13 protein-coding genes are annotated in these 20,423 nt (G+C 27.1%); 3 read left to right on the top strand and 10 right to left on the bottom strand.

Annotated elements, in window-relative coordinates; genetic code table 11:
- Positions 1 to 24 precede the first annotated feature (24 nt).
- The 6 genes from HCG76_RS04850 to HCG76_RS04825 form a co-directional block, all read right to left on the bottom strand.
- Positions 25 to 1,782: an SUV3 family DEAD/DEAH box RNA helicase gene (locus HCG76_RS04850; protein WP_221700393.1), complete on the bottom strand. Its 1,758-nt coding sequence runs from the start codon at positions 1,780 to 1,782 to the stop codon at positions 25 to 27.
- Between the two features lie 12 nt (positions 1,783 to 1,794).
- Positions 1,795 to 2,277: a flavodoxin family protein gene (locus tag HCG76_RS04845; RefSeq protein ID WP_221700394.1), complete on the bottom strand. Its 483-nt coding sequence runs from the start codon at positions 2,275 to 2,277 to the stop codon at positions 1,795 to 1,797.
- Between the two features lie 266 nt (positions 2,278 to 2,543).
- The gene (gene hcp / locus HCG76_RS04840) at positions 2,544 to 4,271 is read right to left on the bottom strand and encodes a hydroxylamine reductase (protein WP_221700395.1); all 1,728 of its coding nucleotides are present in this window, start codon (positions 4,269 to 4,271) and stop codon (positions 2,544 to 2,546) included.
- A 102-nt stretch (positions 4,272 to 4,373) separates the two neighbouring features.
- Positions 4,374 to 5,054: a Crp/Fnr family transcriptional regulator gene (locus HCG76_RS04835; RefSeq protein ID WP_221700396.1), complete on the bottom strand. Its 681-nt coding sequence runs from the start codon at positions 5,052 to 5,054 to the stop codon at positions 4,374 to 4,376.
- Between the two features lie 16 nt (positions 5,055 to 5,070).
- Positions 5,071 to 8,271 carry a ligand-binding sensor domain-containing protein gene (locus tag HCG76_RS04830; protein WP_221700397.1) on the bottom strand — a complete coding sequence of 1,067 codons (3,201 nt, stop codon included), beginning with the start codon at positions 8,269 to 8,271 and terminating at the stop codon, positions 5,071 to 5,073.
- Positions 8,272 to 8,454: 183 nt separating this feature from the next.
- On the bottom strand, positions 8,455 to 11,637 hold the full coding sequence (locus HCG76_RS04825; RefSeq protein WP_221700398.1) for a ligand-binding sensor domain-containing protein: 3,183 nt from the start codon (positions 11,635 to 11,637) through the stop codon (positions 8,455 to 8,457).
- 191 nt (positions 11,638 to 11,828) lie between these two features.
- On the opposite strand from HCG76_RS04825, the gene HCG76_RS04820 reads away from it, so the two are divergent.
- On the top strand, positions 11,829 to 13,178 hold the full coding sequence (locus HCG76_RS04820) for a [Fe-Fe] hydrogenase large subunit C-terminal domain-containing protein (RefSeq protein ID WP_221700399.1): 1,350 nt from the start codon (positions 11,829 to 11,831) through the stop codon (positions 13,176 to 13,178).
- Positions 13,179 to 13,236: 58 nt separating this feature from the next.
- Here HCG76_RS04820 and HCG76_RS04815 read toward each other — a convergent pair whose 3' ends face one another.
- Entirely contained in the window at positions 13,237 to 13,392 is a 156-nt protein-coding gene (locus tag HCG76_RS04815; RefSeq protein WP_195987370.1) for a zinc-ribbon domain-containing protein, read from the bottom strand.
- Between the two features lie 151 nt (positions 13,393 to 13,543).
- Complete coding sequence (locus HCG76_RS04810) at positions 13,544 to 14,035, bottom strand: CarD family transcriptional regulator (protein WP_221700400.1); 492 nt, start codon at positions 14,033 to 14,035, stop codon at positions 13,544 to 13,546.
- Positions 14,036 to 14,324: 289 nt separating this feature from the next.
- Between HCG76_RS04810 and HCG76_RS04805 the strand changes: the two genes are divergently transcribed.
- On the top strand, positions 14,325 to 15,569 hold the full coding sequence (locus HCG76_RS04805) for a LysM peptidoglycan-binding domain-containing protein (protein ID WP_221700401.1): 1,245 nt from the start codon (positions 14,325 to 14,327) through the stop codon (positions 15,567 to 15,569).
- A gap of 55 nt (positions 15,570 to 15,624) precedes the next feature.
- Here the strand turns inward: HCG76_RS04805 and HCG76_RS04800 are convergent, their stop codons facing one another.
- A complete protein-coding gene (locus tag HCG76_RS04800; protein ID WP_221700402.1) occupies positions 15,625 to 17,472 on the bottom strand; it encodes an ABC transporter ATP-binding protein in 1,848 nt (615 codons plus the stop codon).
- Positions 17,465 to 19,726, bottom strand: a complete 2,262-nt coding sequence (locus HCG76_RS04795) for an ABC transporter ATP-binding protein (RefSeq protein WP_221700403.1) — start codon at positions 19,724 to 19,726, stop codon at positions 17,465 to 17,467. The genes HCG76_RS04800 and HCG76_RS04795 overlap by 8 nt, the downstream gene beginning before the upstream one ends.
- A 184-nt stretch (positions 19,727 to 19,910) precedes the next feature.
- On the opposite strand from HCG76_RS04795, the gene HCG76_RS04790 reads away from it, so the two are divergent.
- Entirely contained in the window at positions 19,911 to 20,354 is a 444-nt protein-coding gene (locus HCG76_RS04790; protein ID WP_221700404.1) for a MarR family winged helix-turn-helix transcriptional regulator, read from the top strand.
- The last annotated feature ends 69 nt before the right edge of the window (positions 20,355 to 20,423 follow it).

Raw genomic sequence — 20,423 nt, 5'->3', positions numbered from 1 at the left:
ATAATTTTGAGATAGTTAAAAATCTTATATCTTTACTAAAATTTCATTTATTTCTTGACTTACTTTAAGTCTTTCTGAATAAACCCAATCCACATCAAATTTTAAATTAAATATCTTAGAAAAAGAGTAATACATATTTATTTTTTGATAATAAATTTCTAAATCTTCAAGATTCCCTGTAAAGCATGCTGGTTTAGTTATCTCTTTTGCCTTAGCTACAAATATCTCATCAACATACTCTAAAAACTTATCCATAAGTTCTTCATTTGTAACGTCAAAAGGAACCTTTAATAAATCCCATTGATCTGCTTCTTTAAGTTTGTATCTTTTAATCTTTTCTAATATTAATAAGTATTCACTTATATCCATTTTTGTATAGTAATCTAGCTTCTCTTCTCTTGTTTTCCATAAAACTAACTTTTCATTTAAAGGTAAACTTTTAATGGTAAGAATTGCTTCTGACGGACCTACAACTGCTTGTTTAATAACTTCATCTTTCACTTCAAGTTTTCTACTTATAAAGTTATGTGTGTCAGAAACACCTGCTACATATCCTACATCATAAATTCCCTTTCTACCGGCTCTTCCTGCTACTTGTTTAACTTCTTGAGAAGTTAATTCTCTCATTTCTTCCCCATCAAATTTTCTTATAGACATAAACACAATTCTTCTAATAGGAAGATTAACGCCCATTCCAATAGCATCTGTTGTAACTAACACTTTATTTTCTTTATTTATAAATTCTTCATACTGCATTTTTCTAACTTCAGGAGGTAAATCTCCATAAATAATACTAGTCTTAACATTTTTATTAGAATAATCCTGTGCTATTTCTAAAACTCTCTTTTTTGAAAAAACTACAATAGCATCTCCTTCTTGAACATCATTATAACTAAAATTCTTAGTTTCTACTTCTAATGGTATACTTCTGTGATACTCTTTTATTTCATAATCATCTTCACAATCTTCTAAAATCTTAATTAATAACTCTTTAGCATTCATTGCTCCACAAATATGAATTTCATTACATCTTAAACCAAGAACAGCCCTAGTCCATGCAATTCCTCTTTGTGAATCGTTAATCATTTGAATTTCATCAATTACAGCAATATCATAATTTTGCTTTAAATTAACTTTTTCAATAGTACAAGAAACATGTGTAGCATTTTCTTTGATTATCTCTTCTTCTCCAGTCATTAAATCACAAACTACACCTTCGTTATTTAATTTCTCATAGTTTTCTAGTGCAAGTATTCTAAGTGGTGATAAATATACTCCCTTCTTTGCAGTTTTTAATCTTTCTACCGCATTATAGGTCTTACCTGTATTTGTATCACCTAAATGAACATATATCTTTCTTTTCATTCTTCTGGTTACCATATATTCATCTTTAGGATTATCAGGAAATGCTTCTTCAAAAGCTTCACCTATAAGTTTAGGTATATGTTGCTTTGTAAGAACTGTCATAACACCTGAATTTAAAAATGTATTATAATTTCCCCTTACTACCTCATAAAAATCAAAATCTGTATTATTCTTTTTGTTATAGTCCTCAAGCATTCTCTTAGAAGCATCCTCTAATATCTCCTCATACCTGTCACATACATCTTGATATTCCTTAAAACCTTCATTCTCCATTTCCTTAAGTAATCTTATCTTTTTTCTAATCGATGTTTCTTGTTCTATTAATGCTCCTACTTTAGAATGATGTACTATCTCTTCTATTTGATTAATTTGACTCTTTAATTTTTTAAATTCTCTTAGTGCTGCATTCTTTTTCATATATTTCCTCCACTACTCTATTAGTTCTTTTATCCATATTACTGCTTTTTTCATGGCTTCCTCTTTATCATTATTAATAGGTTCAAAGAAATCTATTTCTCCTATAAACTTATTATTTGGAATTTCTTTTTTTATATTATTAAAAAACTTAGTTGCTCCACCGCCACCATGACATGCAAATAACGCTATATTTTTTCCTTGTATTTTATTTTCTTTAAAAAAAGTATTAAATGGCGGTGCATAAGTTCCAACCCATATAGGTGTTCCAATAATAATATTCTCGTAATCTTCTATATTTTTATTTACTTCTAAGAGCTCTGGCTTTTCCTTAAAAATTACACTTTTTCCGCCCCAGAAATATTTTTTAAATCCTTTATCACTATATTTCTTTTTTGTTTTTAACTCTAAAACATCTGCATTTATAGCCCTTGCTATAGTACTTGCAATTAATTTTGTATTACCTTCTAATGAATAAAATATTACTAAATTTTTCACTTAATAATCGCCTCTTTTTTTATTTATTAATATAACATTATTATAAACTACTTTACATTATTACCCAAGGTAACTTACTCCTTTAAATTAATCATATTAACTTCATTAAATTGAAACACAATTGACATATTTTAATACTATAATTTAATCATAAAGTGTTAAACAAAAATTTCCCCTATAAAAAAAGTTCCTAGAAAAATACCATCCCCCGGTAAATTTCTAGGAACTTTTATTTATAAATTATATAACTCTACTATTAATTTTAACTATTCTAAAAACATCTTCATATCATCTTCAACATTAGTTATTCCACCAATTCCAAAGTTTTCAACTAAAACTTTAGCTACATTAGGTGAAAGGAATGCTGGAAGTGTTGGTCCTAAGTGAATATTCTTAACTCCAAGATATAATAATGATAATAATACTATTACAGCTTTTTGCTCATACCAAGCAATATTAAATGCTATTGGTAACTCATTAATATCTTGTAATTCAAATACTTCTTTTAATTTTAGAGCTATTAATGCTAATGAGTAAGAATCATTACATTGACCTGCATCTAAAACTCTTGGAATTCCATTTATATCTCCTAGGTCTAACTTGTTGTATTTATACTTAGCACATCCTGCAGTTAATATTACTGTATCCTTTGGTAAAGCCTTTGCAAAATCTGTATAATAATTTCTTGACTTAGCTCTTCCATCACAACCTGCCATAACAAAGAACTTTTTAATAGCTCCAGTTTTAACTGCTTCAACAACTTGATCAGCTAATGCTAATACTTGTGCATGAGCAAATCCCCCTATAATTTCACCTTGTTCTATTTCTGTTGGTGCATTACACTTCTTAGCTTGTTCAATAATTGCAGAAAAATCTTTAAATCCATTTTCATCAGCTTCTATATGAACACACCCTTCAAATCCTGCAGCCCCTGTTGTGTACATTCTTGATTTATAGCTTTCATTCTTTGGTGGTACTATACAGTTAGTAGTCATAAGAATTGGTCCATTGAAGCTTTCAAATTCTTCTTTTTGCTTCCACCATGCATTACCATAGTTACCTACCAAATGCTTGTACTTCTTTAAATTTGGATAGTAGTGAGCTGGTAGCATTTCTGAATGAGTATAAACATCTACTCCTGTTCCTTCTGTTTGAATTAATAATTGTTCAATATCTTTTAAATCATGTCCTGATACTAATATACCTGGATTTTTTCCTACTCCTATATTTACTTTTGTAATTTCAGGGTTTCCATAAGTTGTTGTATTAGCAGTGTCTAATAATGCCATACCATCTACCCCTACTTTTCCTGTTTCTAAAGTTAAAGCAATTAATTCATCTATTGATAATGAATCATCTAAAAGCTTAGCTAAAGTTTCTTGCATAAATGCATCTATTTCTTCATTATCATAGCCTAAAGCATTAGCATGCTTAGAATATGCTGATAGTCCTTTTAATCCATAAGTTATAAGTTCCCTTAAAGATCTTACATCTTCATCCTTAGTTGCAAGAACTCCTACTTCATTACTATTTGACTTTTCCTTTAATATTAAGTTTAGTGATTTAGTTTCTTTACTTCCACTTACTACACCTTTAATTTTTTCTAATATACCTGCTTTTTTATCCATTTCTTCATTTGAAGAAGCATCCCATAAAGCAACTTCTGATAAACCTTCTTTATTATTTAACTTTGATATCAATTCATTTTTTATTCTTAAAGTTTCTTTTACTCTTCCATAAAATACTTCATTATCGAAGTTTGCATTTGTAATAGTTGTGAAAAGATTTAAAGTGATAAAATGATTTAACTCCTTATCAATTTTCTTTCCCTCTTTTCTTAATCTTGTTGTTACTTCTGATAATCCCTTAGTAACATATATTAATAAATCTTGCATATTAGCTAATTCTGGGCTTTTACCACACACCCCAAATTTAGTACATCCTGTGCATCCTGCTGTTTCTTGACATTGAAAACAAAACATCTTATTTTCCATATTTAAAATCTCCTTACGAAATATATTTTTTAAACTTCATGCCCTTATTCTATATCTATATAAAAAAAGAGTCTGTAACTATTGTTACAAACTCTTTTTTTTCTAATTAAATAATTCTTCTTCTAAACTTTCAACATCTAATACTCTAATTATTTTTCTATCAAATTCAATATATCCTAAATCTCTTAAACTAATCAATTCTCTAGATAATGATGGCCTTGGAATACCTAATAATGATGCTATTTCTTCTTTAGTGTTATTTAATATAATAGAATTACTTTTTTGGTCTTTTATTTCATTTAATATATAGTTAATTACTTTTTGCCTTAAACTTTTAAAAGATATACTCTTTATTTTTGAATTTAAAATAAATACTTTATCACTTAATAGAGATATAAAGTTTTCCAATACCTTTTCCTCATAAGAACATATTTTTAAAACATCCTCTTTATTTATAAAAAGCACCTTACATTCATTTAAAGCTATTACGGTTGCAGGATATGTTTTTGATTTTGAAAATACTAATGCCTCTCCAAATACATCCCCTTGAAGTAACCTACTTAAAACTATGTATTTTCCATTAGAATATAGCCTTTGTATTTCTACTGTTCCAAACAAAACTAATGCTAAACTTTTACATTCATCATCTTCATGTGCAATTATTTCGCCCTTACTATATGTTTTTATATAATACTTAATTTCTCTTAAAACATTTCTTATACTTTCATCACTTAATCCAATAAACAATTGATTTTTCTTTATTGTTTTAATTATTTCTTCCATAAGAATACTTCCTTTTCTATTGTATAGGTAACATAATTATAAACTCACTACCTTCTCCCTTTTCACTAATTACACTTATCTCTCCTCCGTGAAGTGTAATTAAGTTCTTAGTTAATGTTAATCCTAAACCACTTCCTCCAAATCCTTCTGATTCACCATTATAAACTTGACCAAATCTATCAAAAATACTATCATGATACTTTTTATCTATACCTACTCCAGTATCCTTAACTCCTATTTTAACTTTTTCATTTAATTTATTGACACTGACGCTTATAGTTCCTCCTGCATCAGTAAATTTAATAGCATTCCCTATTAAATTTATTATACATCTTTCTATATCTAATTTATCACAATTTATAAATAACTCTTCTATCTCTGGATCTACTATAAGCTCTATCCCCTTAACTTGTGCAAGTTCAGCCATAGATAATGCTGTATCTTCTACAAGCTCTACTATATTAACTTTCGCTTTATCAATCCTGTAAAATCCTGAATCTATCTTAGATGTATCAATAATATTATTTATTAAATTTAATAATCTTTTTGAATTTCCCTTTAAAGTATTCATATATGTTTGCATTTTTTCATTAGATATAGGAGTTTTTGATTTATTTAATGAACTTATCAACTGTTCTATAGATAAAATAACATTTAATGGTGTTCTAAGCTCATGTGATAAATTAACAAAATAATTATTTTTATATTTTTCTAACTCTATAAGCCTTTTATATAATTTTTTATTTTCAATTAATTTATTATTTAATTCCTGCGTTCTTTGAATTACTAGTGCATCTAATATTTTTACCTGATTATAATATATATATATTATACTTGCTATAATAATAATATATATTATATATGCTATAGGGCTTCTCCAAATAGAATTCTTTACCTTTATATTTACCTCTGATACATCAGACCAAACACCATTATAATTTCTTCCAGCTACTAACATTTTATATTTTCCTGGTGCTAAATTAGCATATCTTGCATAGTTTTCATTTCCTGCAAATGTCCATTCACTATCTATTCCTTCAAGTTTATAAGCATACTGCATTTGATTTATATTTTTATACTCTGGTATAAAGAATTTTATATAAAGTTCCCTAGAATCATAATCTAAAACAATGTTATCATGTACTTTTATCTCAGTTCCTCCGCTAGTTTTTATACTATCAACTATTACGTTACTAGTATTCATCTTTAACTTAATATCTACCGGGTTAAATTCTGTTAAACCATTTACTCCTCCAAAATAAATATTACCTTCTTTGTTTTTATGATAAGAAAATCCATTATGCTCATTACTTGCTAGACCATCTGATTCATAATACCTTATAAATTTATCATTCTCTTGATCATACATTGATATTCCATAATTAGTACTTACCCAAATATTATCATTATTATCTACTACTACTCCATAAATAAAATCATTAGATAATCCTTCACTGTAAGTATATACTGTAAACTCTTCAGTTTCCTTATTTAATTTATTTAATCCATTCTGAGTTCCTATCCATATATTTCCTTTGCCATCTTCTGCTATAGATCTTACATTATTAAAACTTAATGAATTTACCGCTTCATCATTAGCTAAATAATTTTTAACCTCTCCTGTTTTTTTATTATACTTAACTACCCCGCCTTCATTTCCAAGCCCAAACCACATTATTCCATCACTATCTTCATATATACTACTAATAGTTTTTTCGTAAATACCATTTTCCTCTAAAATATCATTATATGAAACAAATTCATTTTTTCTATCAAATGTAGATATTCCACCTCTAGTTCCTATCCAAAGAATTCCTTCTTTATCAATATGTAATGCTCTTATTTCATTATTTACTATACTATTTTTATCATCAGATTTTTTATAAACACTAAATTTATCTGTACTTTTATCATATTTATTTAATCCATTATCAGTTGCAATCCAAACTTCATTTCCTATTCCAGTTATATCTTTTATTCTATTACTACTTAATGAATTATTATTGTTAATATCACTATAATATCTAGTAATGATATCATTTTTCTTATCTATTCTATTAATCCCTGAATTAAATGTTCCAACCCATACTATACCTTCATCGTCTTCATATATCCCACAGACACTACTATTACTTAATGAGTTATTGTTTGTTGGATCATTTCTATAAACATTAAAATCCTTATTAGATGAAAACTTACTTATTCCATTAAATGTTCCTACCCATATTACCCCTAAATTATCTTGATATAAATTGATAATATTATCATCACAAATGCTATATTTATCTGTATTATTTTTATATGTATAAAAAATTTCATTTTCTTCATCAAAACGCGCTAAACCTTGATCTGTAGCTAACCACATTGTCCCATCTTTATCTCTAATTATATCTCTTATGAAATTACTTGGAATAGACTTAGAATTGTTAGGATCATGAGTATATACCTTTACACTATAATCATCTAAATTCATTACATTTAATCCACCTGTTTTAGTACCTATCCACAACTTCTTTTCACTATAATAAACAGAAAATATATTATTTTCACTAATTGTATTTGGATTATTTTTATCATGTAAAAATTCTTCTATTTCATTATTACTAGGATTATATTTATATAATCCTTCCCTTGTAGATACCCAAATATTTCCTTCACAATCCTCATCAATAGCTTGAAGACCTTTATTTTCTAAATACTCACTAGCTACTTTTACAAATGTATCATTCTTACTATCATATAAATTCAATCCATTTATAGTACAAACCCAAAGTCTTCCTTTTGAATCTATTAATAACTCATCAACAACGGTATTAGACCTTACTTTATCATCATCTGATACTAAATACCTCGTTATATCTCCAGTAATTAAATTCATTTTATTTAATCCACCGTCAGTACCTATCCATAAATTTTTATCCTCATCTTCTACCAATGAACTTATCATATTATTACTAATGCTATTAATATCATTTTTAATATTCTTATATACTTTAAACTCATTTCCATTATATCTATTTAATCCATCATTAGTCCCTATCCATATATATCCAAAGCTATCTTGGTATATATATTCCGCTAAAGATTGTGATAATCCATCATCTATAGTTATACTCTTAAAATTAATATTATAATTATCTTTAGCATAAGAATCGTTACAAAATACCCCTATTAATATAACTATAAATATTACAACCTTTTTTATAATTTTATTCATTGGTTTACCTCTCCCCCATTTTTATCTCTTCTACATATTATAACAAATTTATCTAAATTAATCATTGGAATTCTAATTTTAGTATTATTTTCATGAAAATAATTTATATTTTTTAACCTTTTAAGTATAATTGTATAAAAAAAGGAATTTGTACTATTTATTACAAACTCCTTTTTTATAATATTAAATAGGAAGGAAAATTATAAACTCACTACCTTTTCCTTTTTCACTCGTTACACTAATCTCTCCACCATGAAGCTTAATTAAGTTTTTAGTTAATGTTAAACCTAAGCCACTTCCTCCAAACTCTTCTGAAGCCTCATTATAGACCTGTCCAAATCTATCAAATATACTTTTATGATATTTATTGTCTATACCTATTCCTGTGTCCTTAACACTTATTTTCACATATTCATTTAACTGTGATATATTAACAGTTACACTTCCTTTAGGTTCTGTAAACTTTATTGCATTTCCAATTAAATTAATTATACATCTTTCTATATCTAATTTATCACATTTAATAAATAACTCTTCAATTTCAGGATCCACTATTAACTGTAAGTCTTTTATCTCTGCAAGTTCAACCATGCTTAGTGCTGTATCTTCAACTAGACTTACTATATCAGTTCTTTCTTTCTCTATTTTATATGATCCTGAATCTATTTTCGATGTATCTATTATATTATTAATTAAATTTAATAATCTTTTTGAATTACCCTTTAAGGCATTCATATAGGATTCCATCTTTTCTTTAGTTATTTCCTTACCTTCACTATTAAGAGTAGAAATTAACTGTTCTATAGATAAAATAACGTTTAATGGTGTTCTAAGCTCATGTGATAAATTTATAAAATAATTATTTTTATATCTTTCTGTCTCAATTAATTTATTATATAACTTCTTATTTTCACTTAACTTGTTGTTTAATTCTTGTGTTCTTTGAGCAACTAACCCATCTAATATTTTAACTTGATTATAAAACAAATATACTATTATACAAATTATTACAATATAAATAACATATGCAATTGGACTTTGCCAAATAGAATTTTTAACTCTAATTTCTATTTTAGAAATATCAGACCAAACACTATTATAACTTCTTCCTGATATCAACATAGTATATTTTCCTGGCTCTAAACAAGCATATCTTGCATAATTTTCATTTCCAAGAAATGTCCATTCATTATCTGCTCCTTCTAATTTATAAGCATATTGAATTTGATTAGTATTTTTATATTCCGGAATAAAAAACTTTATATATAGTTCTCTTGAATTATAATCTAATACAATATTGTCACGCTCTTTGACTTCAATTCCTCCACTTGTTTTAATAGTATCAATTATTACTTTTTCAGTGTTCAAATTTAATTTAACATTACTAGGATCTATTTCTGTTAATCCATTTACACCACCAAAATAAATACTAGTCCCCTCTTTATTTATATGATAAGAAAATCCATTAAATTCATTACTTGAAATTCCATCTGATTCATAATATCTTACAAATGTATCATTATATTGATCATACATTGATAATCCATAATTAGTACTTGCCCAAATATTATCATTATTATCTACCACAACTCCATATACAAAGTTATTAGATAAACCATCTTCATATGTATATGTAGTAAATATTTCTTTGTCTTTATCAAACTTATTTAATCCATTTTGAGTTCCTATCCATATTGCTCCACTGCTATCTTGTGAAATTGATCTAACTGTATTAAAACTTAAAGAATTTATATCTTTTCCATTAGAAACATACTGCTTTATATCTCCAGTTTTTCTATTATATCTTACTATTCCACCCTCATTTCCAACAGAAAGCCATATTTCTCCATCATTATCTTCATAAATAGCTGAAATATTTTTTTCATAAATTCCACTTTCCTCTAACATTTGATTATAGGATCTAAATTTATCTTTTCTATCAAAAGTATATAGTCCTCCTTTAGTTCCAATCCAAAGTAAACCATCCTTACCTATAAACAAAGCTCTTATTTCATTATTTAAAATACTATTTTCATTATTATAGCTTTTAAAAGCTCCTGTATTCTTATCATACAAATTTAAACCATTATCAGTAGCTATCCATACTTCATTTCCTATCCCTGTTATATCTTTTATTCTATTACTACTCAATGTTTGAGAATCATTAACTGAATTATAGTATCTAGTTATTTCTCCTGTTTTTTTATTTATTCTATTTACTCCAGAATTAAAAGTTCCTACCCAAACCATTTCATCATCATCTTCATATATTCCACATACACTGCTATTACTTAATGAATTATCATTTAGTGGATCATTTCTATAAACCTTAAATTCTCTATTTATAGAAAACTTACTTATTCCACTAAAAGTACCTACCCATATAACTCCTAATTTATCTTGAAATAGACTTACAATATTATTATCTGATAAACTATACCTTTTAGTGCTATTTTGATAATTATAAAACTTTTCCTCTTCCTCATCGAATAAAACTAATCCTTGATCTGTACCCAACCATATAGTATTATCTTTAGCTATAAGCATGTCTCTTATAAAGTTACTAGGTATAGTTGTACTATCATTAGGATTATGCCTATAAGATTTTATGCTATAGTCCTTTAAATCCATTATTAATAATCCATCTGTTTTAGTCCCTAACCATAACTTTCCATCTTCATAAAGCATTGAAAAAATATCTTTTTTACCAATTATATTTTTAGGATCATTGAATTCTTCTATATTTTTATTTATAGGATTATACCTGTATAATCCTAAGTCTGTTGAAATCCATATATTCCCTTGATCATCTTCTACAAAATCTTGAAGAATAGCTTTTTTAAATAAATCCGTTGGAATAGTAATAAATTTATCATTTTTTCTATCATAATAATTTATTCCACTAATACTACATGCCCATAGTTCTCCCGAAGAATCAATCATCAATTCCTCAATTACAGAATTTGAATATGTTTTATCTTCTTCAGAAATTAAATATCTTGTTATATCTCCAGTAACTAAATTCATTTTATTTAATCCACTATCAGTACCTATCCACAAATTCTTATAATTATCTTCTACCAAGGATGTAATTACATTATTACTTATACTATTATCATTATTTTTAATATTTCTATATACCTTAAATTCATTCCCGTTATATCTATTTAATCCATCACTAGTCCCTATCCACATATATCCAAAGCTATCTTGATATATATATTCAGCTAATGATTGAGATAATCCATCATCTATTGTTATACTTTGAAAGTTAATATTACCTATTTTTTCTGCATATGCGTTATTAAAAAAAATGCATATTAAAGCAAGCGAAAACATTATTACTTTTCCTATTATTTTACTCATATCTCATCAATCCTACTCTTTCATTTTCAACATATTATAACAAATTTATATAAAATAGTCATTGCTTTTATGATTCAAATAATTTCCATAACAAATTTATTTTTTATAAAATATAAGTATTTTCATATCTAAATAGAGATATACTAAATTATACGGAATTATTTATTATTTCTATATTTAGGAGGTATATGATGAATAATAAGTACACTGATTTATTTGATATATTAATAAAATCTTATTATGACGGTAATTTTGATGAAACTCTTAATAAAATAATTACTTGTCACGAGAAGTCTCCACAAGAAACTTTTGAAATAATAACTTCATTATGTGGAGTAAAGGTTGACTTTGATAACAACTACGTCTATAACCTAAAAAAGGCAATAACTAATTATAATGTTAATAAAAAAATAGTAGAAAAGTTAGAATGTTCTGGCTCTAATTGTAAACCTGATGCAAATAATACATATGGTTGCCAACGAGCTTGTCCTTTTGATGCTATAAAATTTGATTATTCAAATAACACAACTTTTATTGATAATGACATTTGTATAGATTGTGGTATTTGCGTAGATTCATGTAATAATGGACGTATTTTAGATAAAATAGAATTTTTACCTATCTTAGATTTATTAAAAAATAATAAAACTGTTATTGCTGCTGTTGCCCCTGCTATTATAGGTCAATTTGGTAGTGATGTAACTATGGATCAGTTAAGAGCTGCCTTTGTTAAAGTTGGATTTACAGATATGATTGAAGTTGCTTTTGCTGCTGACATGTTAACAGTAAAAGAAGCTATTGAATTTAATAAACATGTAAAAGGACCAGATGATTTAATGATTACTTCTTGCTGTTGTCCAATGTGGGTAGGTATGTTGAAAAAAGTTTATAAAGAACTAATTCCTAACCTTTCACCATCAGTTTCTCCAATGATTGCTGCTGGTAGGGTTATTAAAGAGCTTAACAAGGATGCTAAAGTTGTATTTGTTGGTCCTTGTATAGCTAAAAAAGCTGAAGCTAAAGAAAAAGATGTTGCTGGTGCAATTGACTTTGTTTTAACATTTGAAGAACTTAATAATATATTTGAATCTTTAGAAATTCATCCTAGAGATTTAAAAGGAATTCCATCTATAGAGTATACATCTAAAGGTGGCAGATTATATGCTCGTACTGGTGGCGTTTCAATTGCTGTTTCAGAAGCTGTTGAAGAACTTTATCCTGATAAGATAAAAAACTTTAAATCTAGAAAAGCTGAAGGTGTTAAGGAATGTAAGGCAGTACTTAATGAAGCTTTAGCTGGAAAAGCAAATGCTAGCTTTATTGAAGGAATGGGTTGTATTGGTGGTTGTGTTGGTGGACCTAAAATTTTAGTTCCTCCAGAAGAAGGCAAAAAAGCAGTAGATAACTTTGCTTATGATGCTTCAATAAAAGTAGCTGTTCATAGTAAAGTTCTTGATGATGTTTTAGATAAACTAGGTATAACATCATTAAAAGACTTTGAAGATCCTAAAAAAATAAATATTTTAGAACGTAAATTTTAAAAAACTCATGCAAAAAAATAAGTTATGCACAATGTGCATAACTTATTTTATATCAAAACTATCTTCTGTTTTGTTGTTCTTTTTTAGCTCTTCTACAAGCAACACATCTAGTTGGCTCATTAGTGAACCCTTTTTCTTTGTAGAATTCTTGTTCTCCTGTAGTAAATACGAATTCAGCTCCGCAATCTCTACATGTTAAAGTCTTATCTGTCATAATAAATTTCCTCCTTTTATTAAAGATTAATACAGCTATCCATATAACTTTCTAAAAGAAGAAATTTACATACACACACATATAAACCTTTTTTCTGCCACTTGGCTAGAATATAATTATATCATATATAAATATAAATACAAGTACTTTTTTAATTTTTTAATGATTCATCAAGAAGATTTTTTGCTTCATCTAAAGATATATTTTTAGATTGACTTATTTCCTCAGCAACTAAAGACTTTGTTGAATTTAAAACTTGTTTCTCATTAGCATTTATATTTCCATTGTTCATAACTTCACTTAAATTCAATATAACATCTAAATAATCTTTTAAAGTACCATCTTTTATTTTTTTAGAATTAATACTCATTCTTTCCTTAGCAGTAGTACTTTTTATCTCTTCTACCGTTAAAGTAGTTTTACTAAAATCCTCTAAATAACTATCTATGTCCTTACTTTCACTTACAAGTCTAATATTACTATCTTCAATTCTATTCATAGGGTATGTAAGTTTCATTGTACTATTAAAAATGTCTATTTTATAAAACTTCTGCTTTTCACCCTTAAATTCTCTTTCTTCAATACAATCTATGACCCCAATTCCTTGACATGGATAAACAATTTTATCTCCTATATTAAACAAATAATTACCTCCTTAGGTGTTTATCATTTAATTATAGCACACTTTTCGTTTTTTTGTAATTTTTTATTTTATCATATTTTTAAATATAGGTCAATATTAGTCTCTTATCCATATTTTACCTAATATCAAGATAGCTAAATTCTATTCTTTTTAACTATAAATTAATTTGTTTACTTTAATTATAATTTTAAGAAACCCTCTCTTATTTAATCAACGTTCTATTTCTATTCATATACTATTATTATCTATCAAAGAAATTACCGCACAAATGATTATGAGGTGAGTTACTATGAATATAAAATCTAAAGAATACTTTCCACCTAAGTCAAATTCAGTCTATATCTACAGAGGCTTTAGCAATAGTTTGATTAATTTTAAAACTTCTATAGATTATTTTAGTGAAAACAAACTTCAAGTTAGACTTGATAACGGTATAACTAGCGCTATAAATGTTTATGAATATGTAGATGATGGTATTAAACTATCTTTTCAATCCGAAAATACTTGTTATCATCAGAATTTATTAAATGAAAATAATTATATAAATAATTATTTAATAAAAGAACCTATTATTAAAGATAATATGTGGTTTTTATCTAACGGAAGTAAGCGTTGTATTACTAATATAGACATAGAAGTTAAAACTCAATTTAATTTATTCCCATCAGCTATTGAGATTGTTACTATATCAAAAAACAACCGTGAATTTTCTGTAGATTATTACGTGCTAGGTATAGGACTTGTTAAGAGTATATATTATACTAAAAAAACAGGCACATTATATTTTGAACTTGAAGATATACTAGAAAACTCCTCTTATTCAAAAAATATAAAAGTCTACTATCCAGATAAAAATTTAAATTCTATTTGGTTTTCACCTAGAACTTTAAATTACTACACTAATGAGGATATAAGTCTCGGCTTTTCAAAACTATTTGAAACCCCTCCTTCTGGACTACTTCCATTAATAAATCGTAATATAAAAATAAAAAATATGTATTATAACCTTAAAAATAACTTTGCTTATATAGACTTATCTGAAAAAATTATAGATTATTTAAATAATAATAATTCACTTAAGGCATCCTTATTTTTCGAGTGTATTTATTATACGTTAAGGGATTATTATAAAACAAACAATATATCTATTACCATTAATAATGAGCCTTATACAAAGTATTTTAAATCAATAGTTCCAACAGATGAATTTAAAGCTATTCAATGGCGAATACAGGATTGTAAATTTCCATTTACTTATGTAGTGGAAAAAGATGATACACTAATAAGTATTTCGAAAAAATTCGATATTCCCTATGATAAAATTGCTAAACTAAATAATATAAAAAATCCTAACAAACTTTCAAAGAATCAGATTCTACAAATATATTCTTCTGGTGTATATACAATAAAAGAAAATGATTCCTTAGAAAGTATTTCTAAATCATTTGGATTAAATATTAATAAACTAATTCAAATTAACAACATCACTGATTTAAGCTTTGTTAGTCCAGGAAAAAAAATAAAATTATATTAAAAAGGTGGATTTTTAAAATCCACCTTTTTAATTAAAATATTTTTAATATATATTTTTATGCTTCTGCTTCTTCAAATTGACTGTTATAAAGATTTGCATAGAATCCATCTTTAGCTAATAATTCTTCATGATTTCCTTGTTCTACTATATCTCCATCCTTCATTACAAGTATTAGATCAGCATCTCTTATTGTTGATAATCTATGAGCAATTATGAAACTTGTTCTTCCATGCATTAAATTATCCATAGCTTTTTGAATTAATACCTCAGTTCTAGTATCAACTGAACTTGTTGCTTCATCAAGTATTAATATCTTTGGATCTGCTAAAATAGCTCTAGCAATAGTTAATAACTGTTTTTGACCTTGAGATACGTTACTTGCTTCTTCATTTAGCTCCATATCATAACCATGAGGTAATGTTTTTATAAAACTATGAACATGAGCTGCCTTAGCCGCTTGTTTAACTTCCTCATCAGTTGCATCTAATCTACCATAACGTAGATTATCCATTATAGTTCCGTTAAATAACCATGTATCTTGAAGAACCATACCAAACATTTTTCTTAAATCATTTCTCTTAAAATCTTTAATATTATTACCATCTATTAAAATTGCTCCATCATTAACATCATAGAATCTCATTAACAATTTGACCATTGTAGTCTTACCAGCACCTGTTGGACCAACTATTGCAACTCTTTGACCCGGTTTTATATGAGCTGTAAAATCATTAATAATAGTTTTTTCTGGATTATAACCAAAATGAACATCTTCAAAATCAACTTCTCCTACTATATCTTTAGTGTTTATTGGATTTTCAACATCTAAAGTTTCTTCTTCTTCATCTAAGAATTCAAATACTCTTTCAGCAGCTGCTGCAGTTGATTGAAGAACATTTGCTATTTGAGCTGTTTGCCCAATTGGTTGCATAAATGATCTAATATATTGAACGAACGCTAAAATATCTCCAACTTCAATAACCTTCTTTATAGTAAGCCATCCACCAAGTATAGTCACTAATACATATCCTAAGTTTCCTACAAATGTCATTATAGGCATCATCATACCTGATAAAAATTGTGATTTCCATGCACTATTATAAAGAGTATTATTAAGTTCTGTAAATTTCTTAATTTCTCTTTCTTCTGCATTAAAAGCTTTCATTACATTATGTCCAGAATAAACTTCTTCAACCTGACCATTAACATACCCTAAATATTCTTGTTGAGTTTTAAAATATTTTTGTGACTTTTTAACAACTCCTGCAATTAAACCAACTGATACTGGAATTATAATTAATGATGCTACTGTCATTATCCAGTTTATTGAAAACATCATTATTAGTACTCCAATAAGAGTAGTAGCCGCTGTTAACATTTGTGATAAACTTTGATTTAAAGTTTGGCTAACAGTATCAACATCATTTGTTACTCTTGATAACACTTCACCATGTGTTCTAGTATCAAAGTATTTAAGTGGCATTCTATTAATCTTTTCTGATATTTCTTTTCTCATATTATATGATACTTTTTGAGCAACACCAGTCATGACCCATCCTTGTATCAAAGAGAAAAGTACACTAATTAGATATAAGCCAACTAAAAATATAATAATTTCCCCTATACGAGTAAAATTAATTCCTTCTGCATTAGCTGTTGTAACTTTTTTAACTAATCCATTAAATATCTCTGTTGTTGCATTTCCTAATATTTTAGGACCTACAATTGAAAATGCAGCAGAGCCAATTGCAAATATTATAACAACTATTATTGATAAGCTGTAAGGCTTTAAATATTTAATAAGAGTTCTCATAGTCTTTTTAAAATCCTTAGCCTTTTCGCCACCTTTTCCCATTCCGCCCATTGGACCTCCACCCATTGGACCTCTTCCATACTTACTCATTTGAAAGCTCCTCCTTTGAAAGTTGTGATAGAGCTATTTGTTGATAAACTTCACAGTTTTCCATAAGCTCTTTGTGAGTTCCTTTACCTACAACCTTACCTTCATCAAGAACTATAATTTGATTTGCACCCATTATAGTACTTATTCTTTGAGCTACAATTAACAATGTACTTTCATTTAATTCAGTATTTATTGCCTTTCTAAGGTTAGCATCAGTTTTAAAGTCTAATGCAGAGAAACTATCATCAAATACAAATATCTCTGGTTTTTTAGCTATAGCACGAGCAATTGCAAGTCTTTGTTTTTGCCCTCCAGAAACATTTGTACCTCCTTGTGCTATTTCTGTATTAAATCTCTCTTCTTTACTACTTATAAACTCCATTGCTTGAGCAATTTCAGAAGCTTTTATCATATCTTCATCAGTTATATTCTCTCCCCCATATTTTAAGTTACTTTCAATTGTACCTGAGAATAACAATCCCTTTTGAGGTATAAATCCTATTTTTTCTCTTAAATCATGTTGTGATACATTCTTTATATTTACACCATCAATTAATATTTCACCTTGTGTTGCATCATAGAAACGAGGTATTAAATTAATTAAAGTTGATTTACCACTACCTGTGCTACCTATAAATGCAGTAGTTTCACCAGGAAGCGCCTTAAAACTAACATCATGAATTACATCTTCATCTGCACCTGGATATCTAAATGAAACATTTTTAAATTCAATAGTTCCCTTTTCCTGAGCATTAAACATTTGTGTCTTTTCTATATCTTTTATTGAAACATCAACTTGCAATACTTCAGATACACGTTGAGCTGATACCATAGCTCTAGGTAATATAACAGAAACCATAGATATCATCAAGAACGCCATAATTATTTGCATAGTATATTGCATAAACGCCATCATTGTACCAACTTGCATAATCCCTTCATCAATTCTATGAGCTCCAACCCATACAATTAATAATGTTATTGCATTCATAATAAACATCATTAAAGGCATCATTGTTGTCATTATTCTATTAACAAATAAATTTGTTCTTGTTAAATTCTTATTTGCAACTTCAAACTTATCTTCTTCATACTTTTGAGTGCTAAAAGCACGAATTACAAGCATTCCAGTTAAGCTTTCTCTTGTAACAAGGTTCAATCTATCAACAAGCTTTTGTACACTTTTGAATTTTGGCATAGCAAAGCTAAATAATACTATTACTAAAAGTAATATTGATATTACTGCAACACCTATAACCCATCCCATTGATGCTCCAGTATTAATAACCTTAAGAACACCACCTACACCTAATATAGGTGCATAGAACACTACTCTTAATCCCATTACTACAAGCATAATAATTTGTTGTATATCATTTGTTGTTCTTGTAATAAGTGATGCTGTTGAAAACTCGTCAAATTCTGAATTTGAAAAACCAACAACCTTATTAAATACATCTTTTCTTAAGTTTCTACCTAATGCGGCACCAACTCTTGCAGCAATAAAACTTACAATTACTGTAGCTAACATACTTATTAATGCTATTCCTACCATCTTAGCACCTGCTAAAATTACATAATTAGATTGAAGTTTATCTATATTTATCCCTATATTCTTATATTGTAATTTTACATATGATGTCGCAGATTGAGTTATCATACTTTCTGGCATAGAATCTAACTTCTCATCTATACTAGATAACATTTGATTAATTTGATCTTTAGACATCATTTTTAGTACTTCAAATGTATCCATAGTAGATAAATCAACGCCTGCTGGTAGTTGTATCATTTCTGTCATCATATTACCATCATTAGAAACACCTTTTAAACCTTCAGTTTCTAACATGTACACTATTAGCATTGGTTTACTAAATATGCTATTAAGTTTGTCTATCTTTTCCTCGCCTTTAACATTTAGTTTATATAGGTCTTCATTTTCCAATTCTGGATACTGATTTAAATAATTATTGTATTCATCACTACTTAATGTTTCCTTATTAAGCAGCTCATAATCATCCATAATCACATTTTTATCATCATCACTCATAAAAATAAATAACTTATCTAGCTCTGACGATTGAATAACTTTAGGAACAGCATTTTCTACTCCACCTTGTTGTATTCCTACATTGACTATATCAGACATATAATCGGGCAATGATAAATCACATATAGCTTGAACAAATAAAAGTGCTATTGCGATTATAAATGAGCCAATAAAGGGTTTTAAATGTTTTAGTAATTTAAGCATAAGCTCTTCTCTCCTCATTTAATTAAATATATTTCTGATTTTATAATAATTATATTTTCATAACTATATAATGTCAATACAAATTAATTATGTTTTTATAATAGTTATATTTTTATAATTAATATATTGTAAAGTTTTTTAGAATGAATTATAATAATATCAATTACTACAGAAGGAGGATTCCATGGATACTTCAAAAAATTTAAATGATTTATCTGAAAACTTATATATATTACTATTATCTCTAAATAGACATATTTTTAATCCACATACTCTTACAAAAAAATTTAATGTTCCTCATTCACATATAAAGGTATTATTTTATTTAATTCATCATGGCCCAACATCTATTTCTAAAATGGCTAAGGAGCTTTGTATTTCAAAACCTAATATGACTCCTGTAATCGATAAATTAGTGGAAGATGGACTAGTAACTAGAGATTATGATCCTAACGATAGAAGGGTTATATTAATTCAAAGCACGGATAAAGCTTTAGATTTCCTAAAAGAAGGTAAAGAATATATTAAAGAGGATATACGTGAAAAACTATCCACTCTTGATAATAATGATATTAATATCATTTCAAATTCACTTGATGACTTACTTGCTATTATCAATAAATTTTAAATTACTTATATACTATATTTTGTACTTTAATAATTGTTACAAAAAAACTCGCATTGAATATAATCAATA

The organism is Clostridium sp. K13, from assembly GCF_019734195.1.
GTDB lineage: Bacteria > Bacillota > Clostridia > Clostridiales > Clostridiaceae > Clostridium.
The sequence above is the reverse complement of the archived record's forward strand: the minus strand, read 5'-3'. Positions and strand labels throughout refer to the sequence as shown.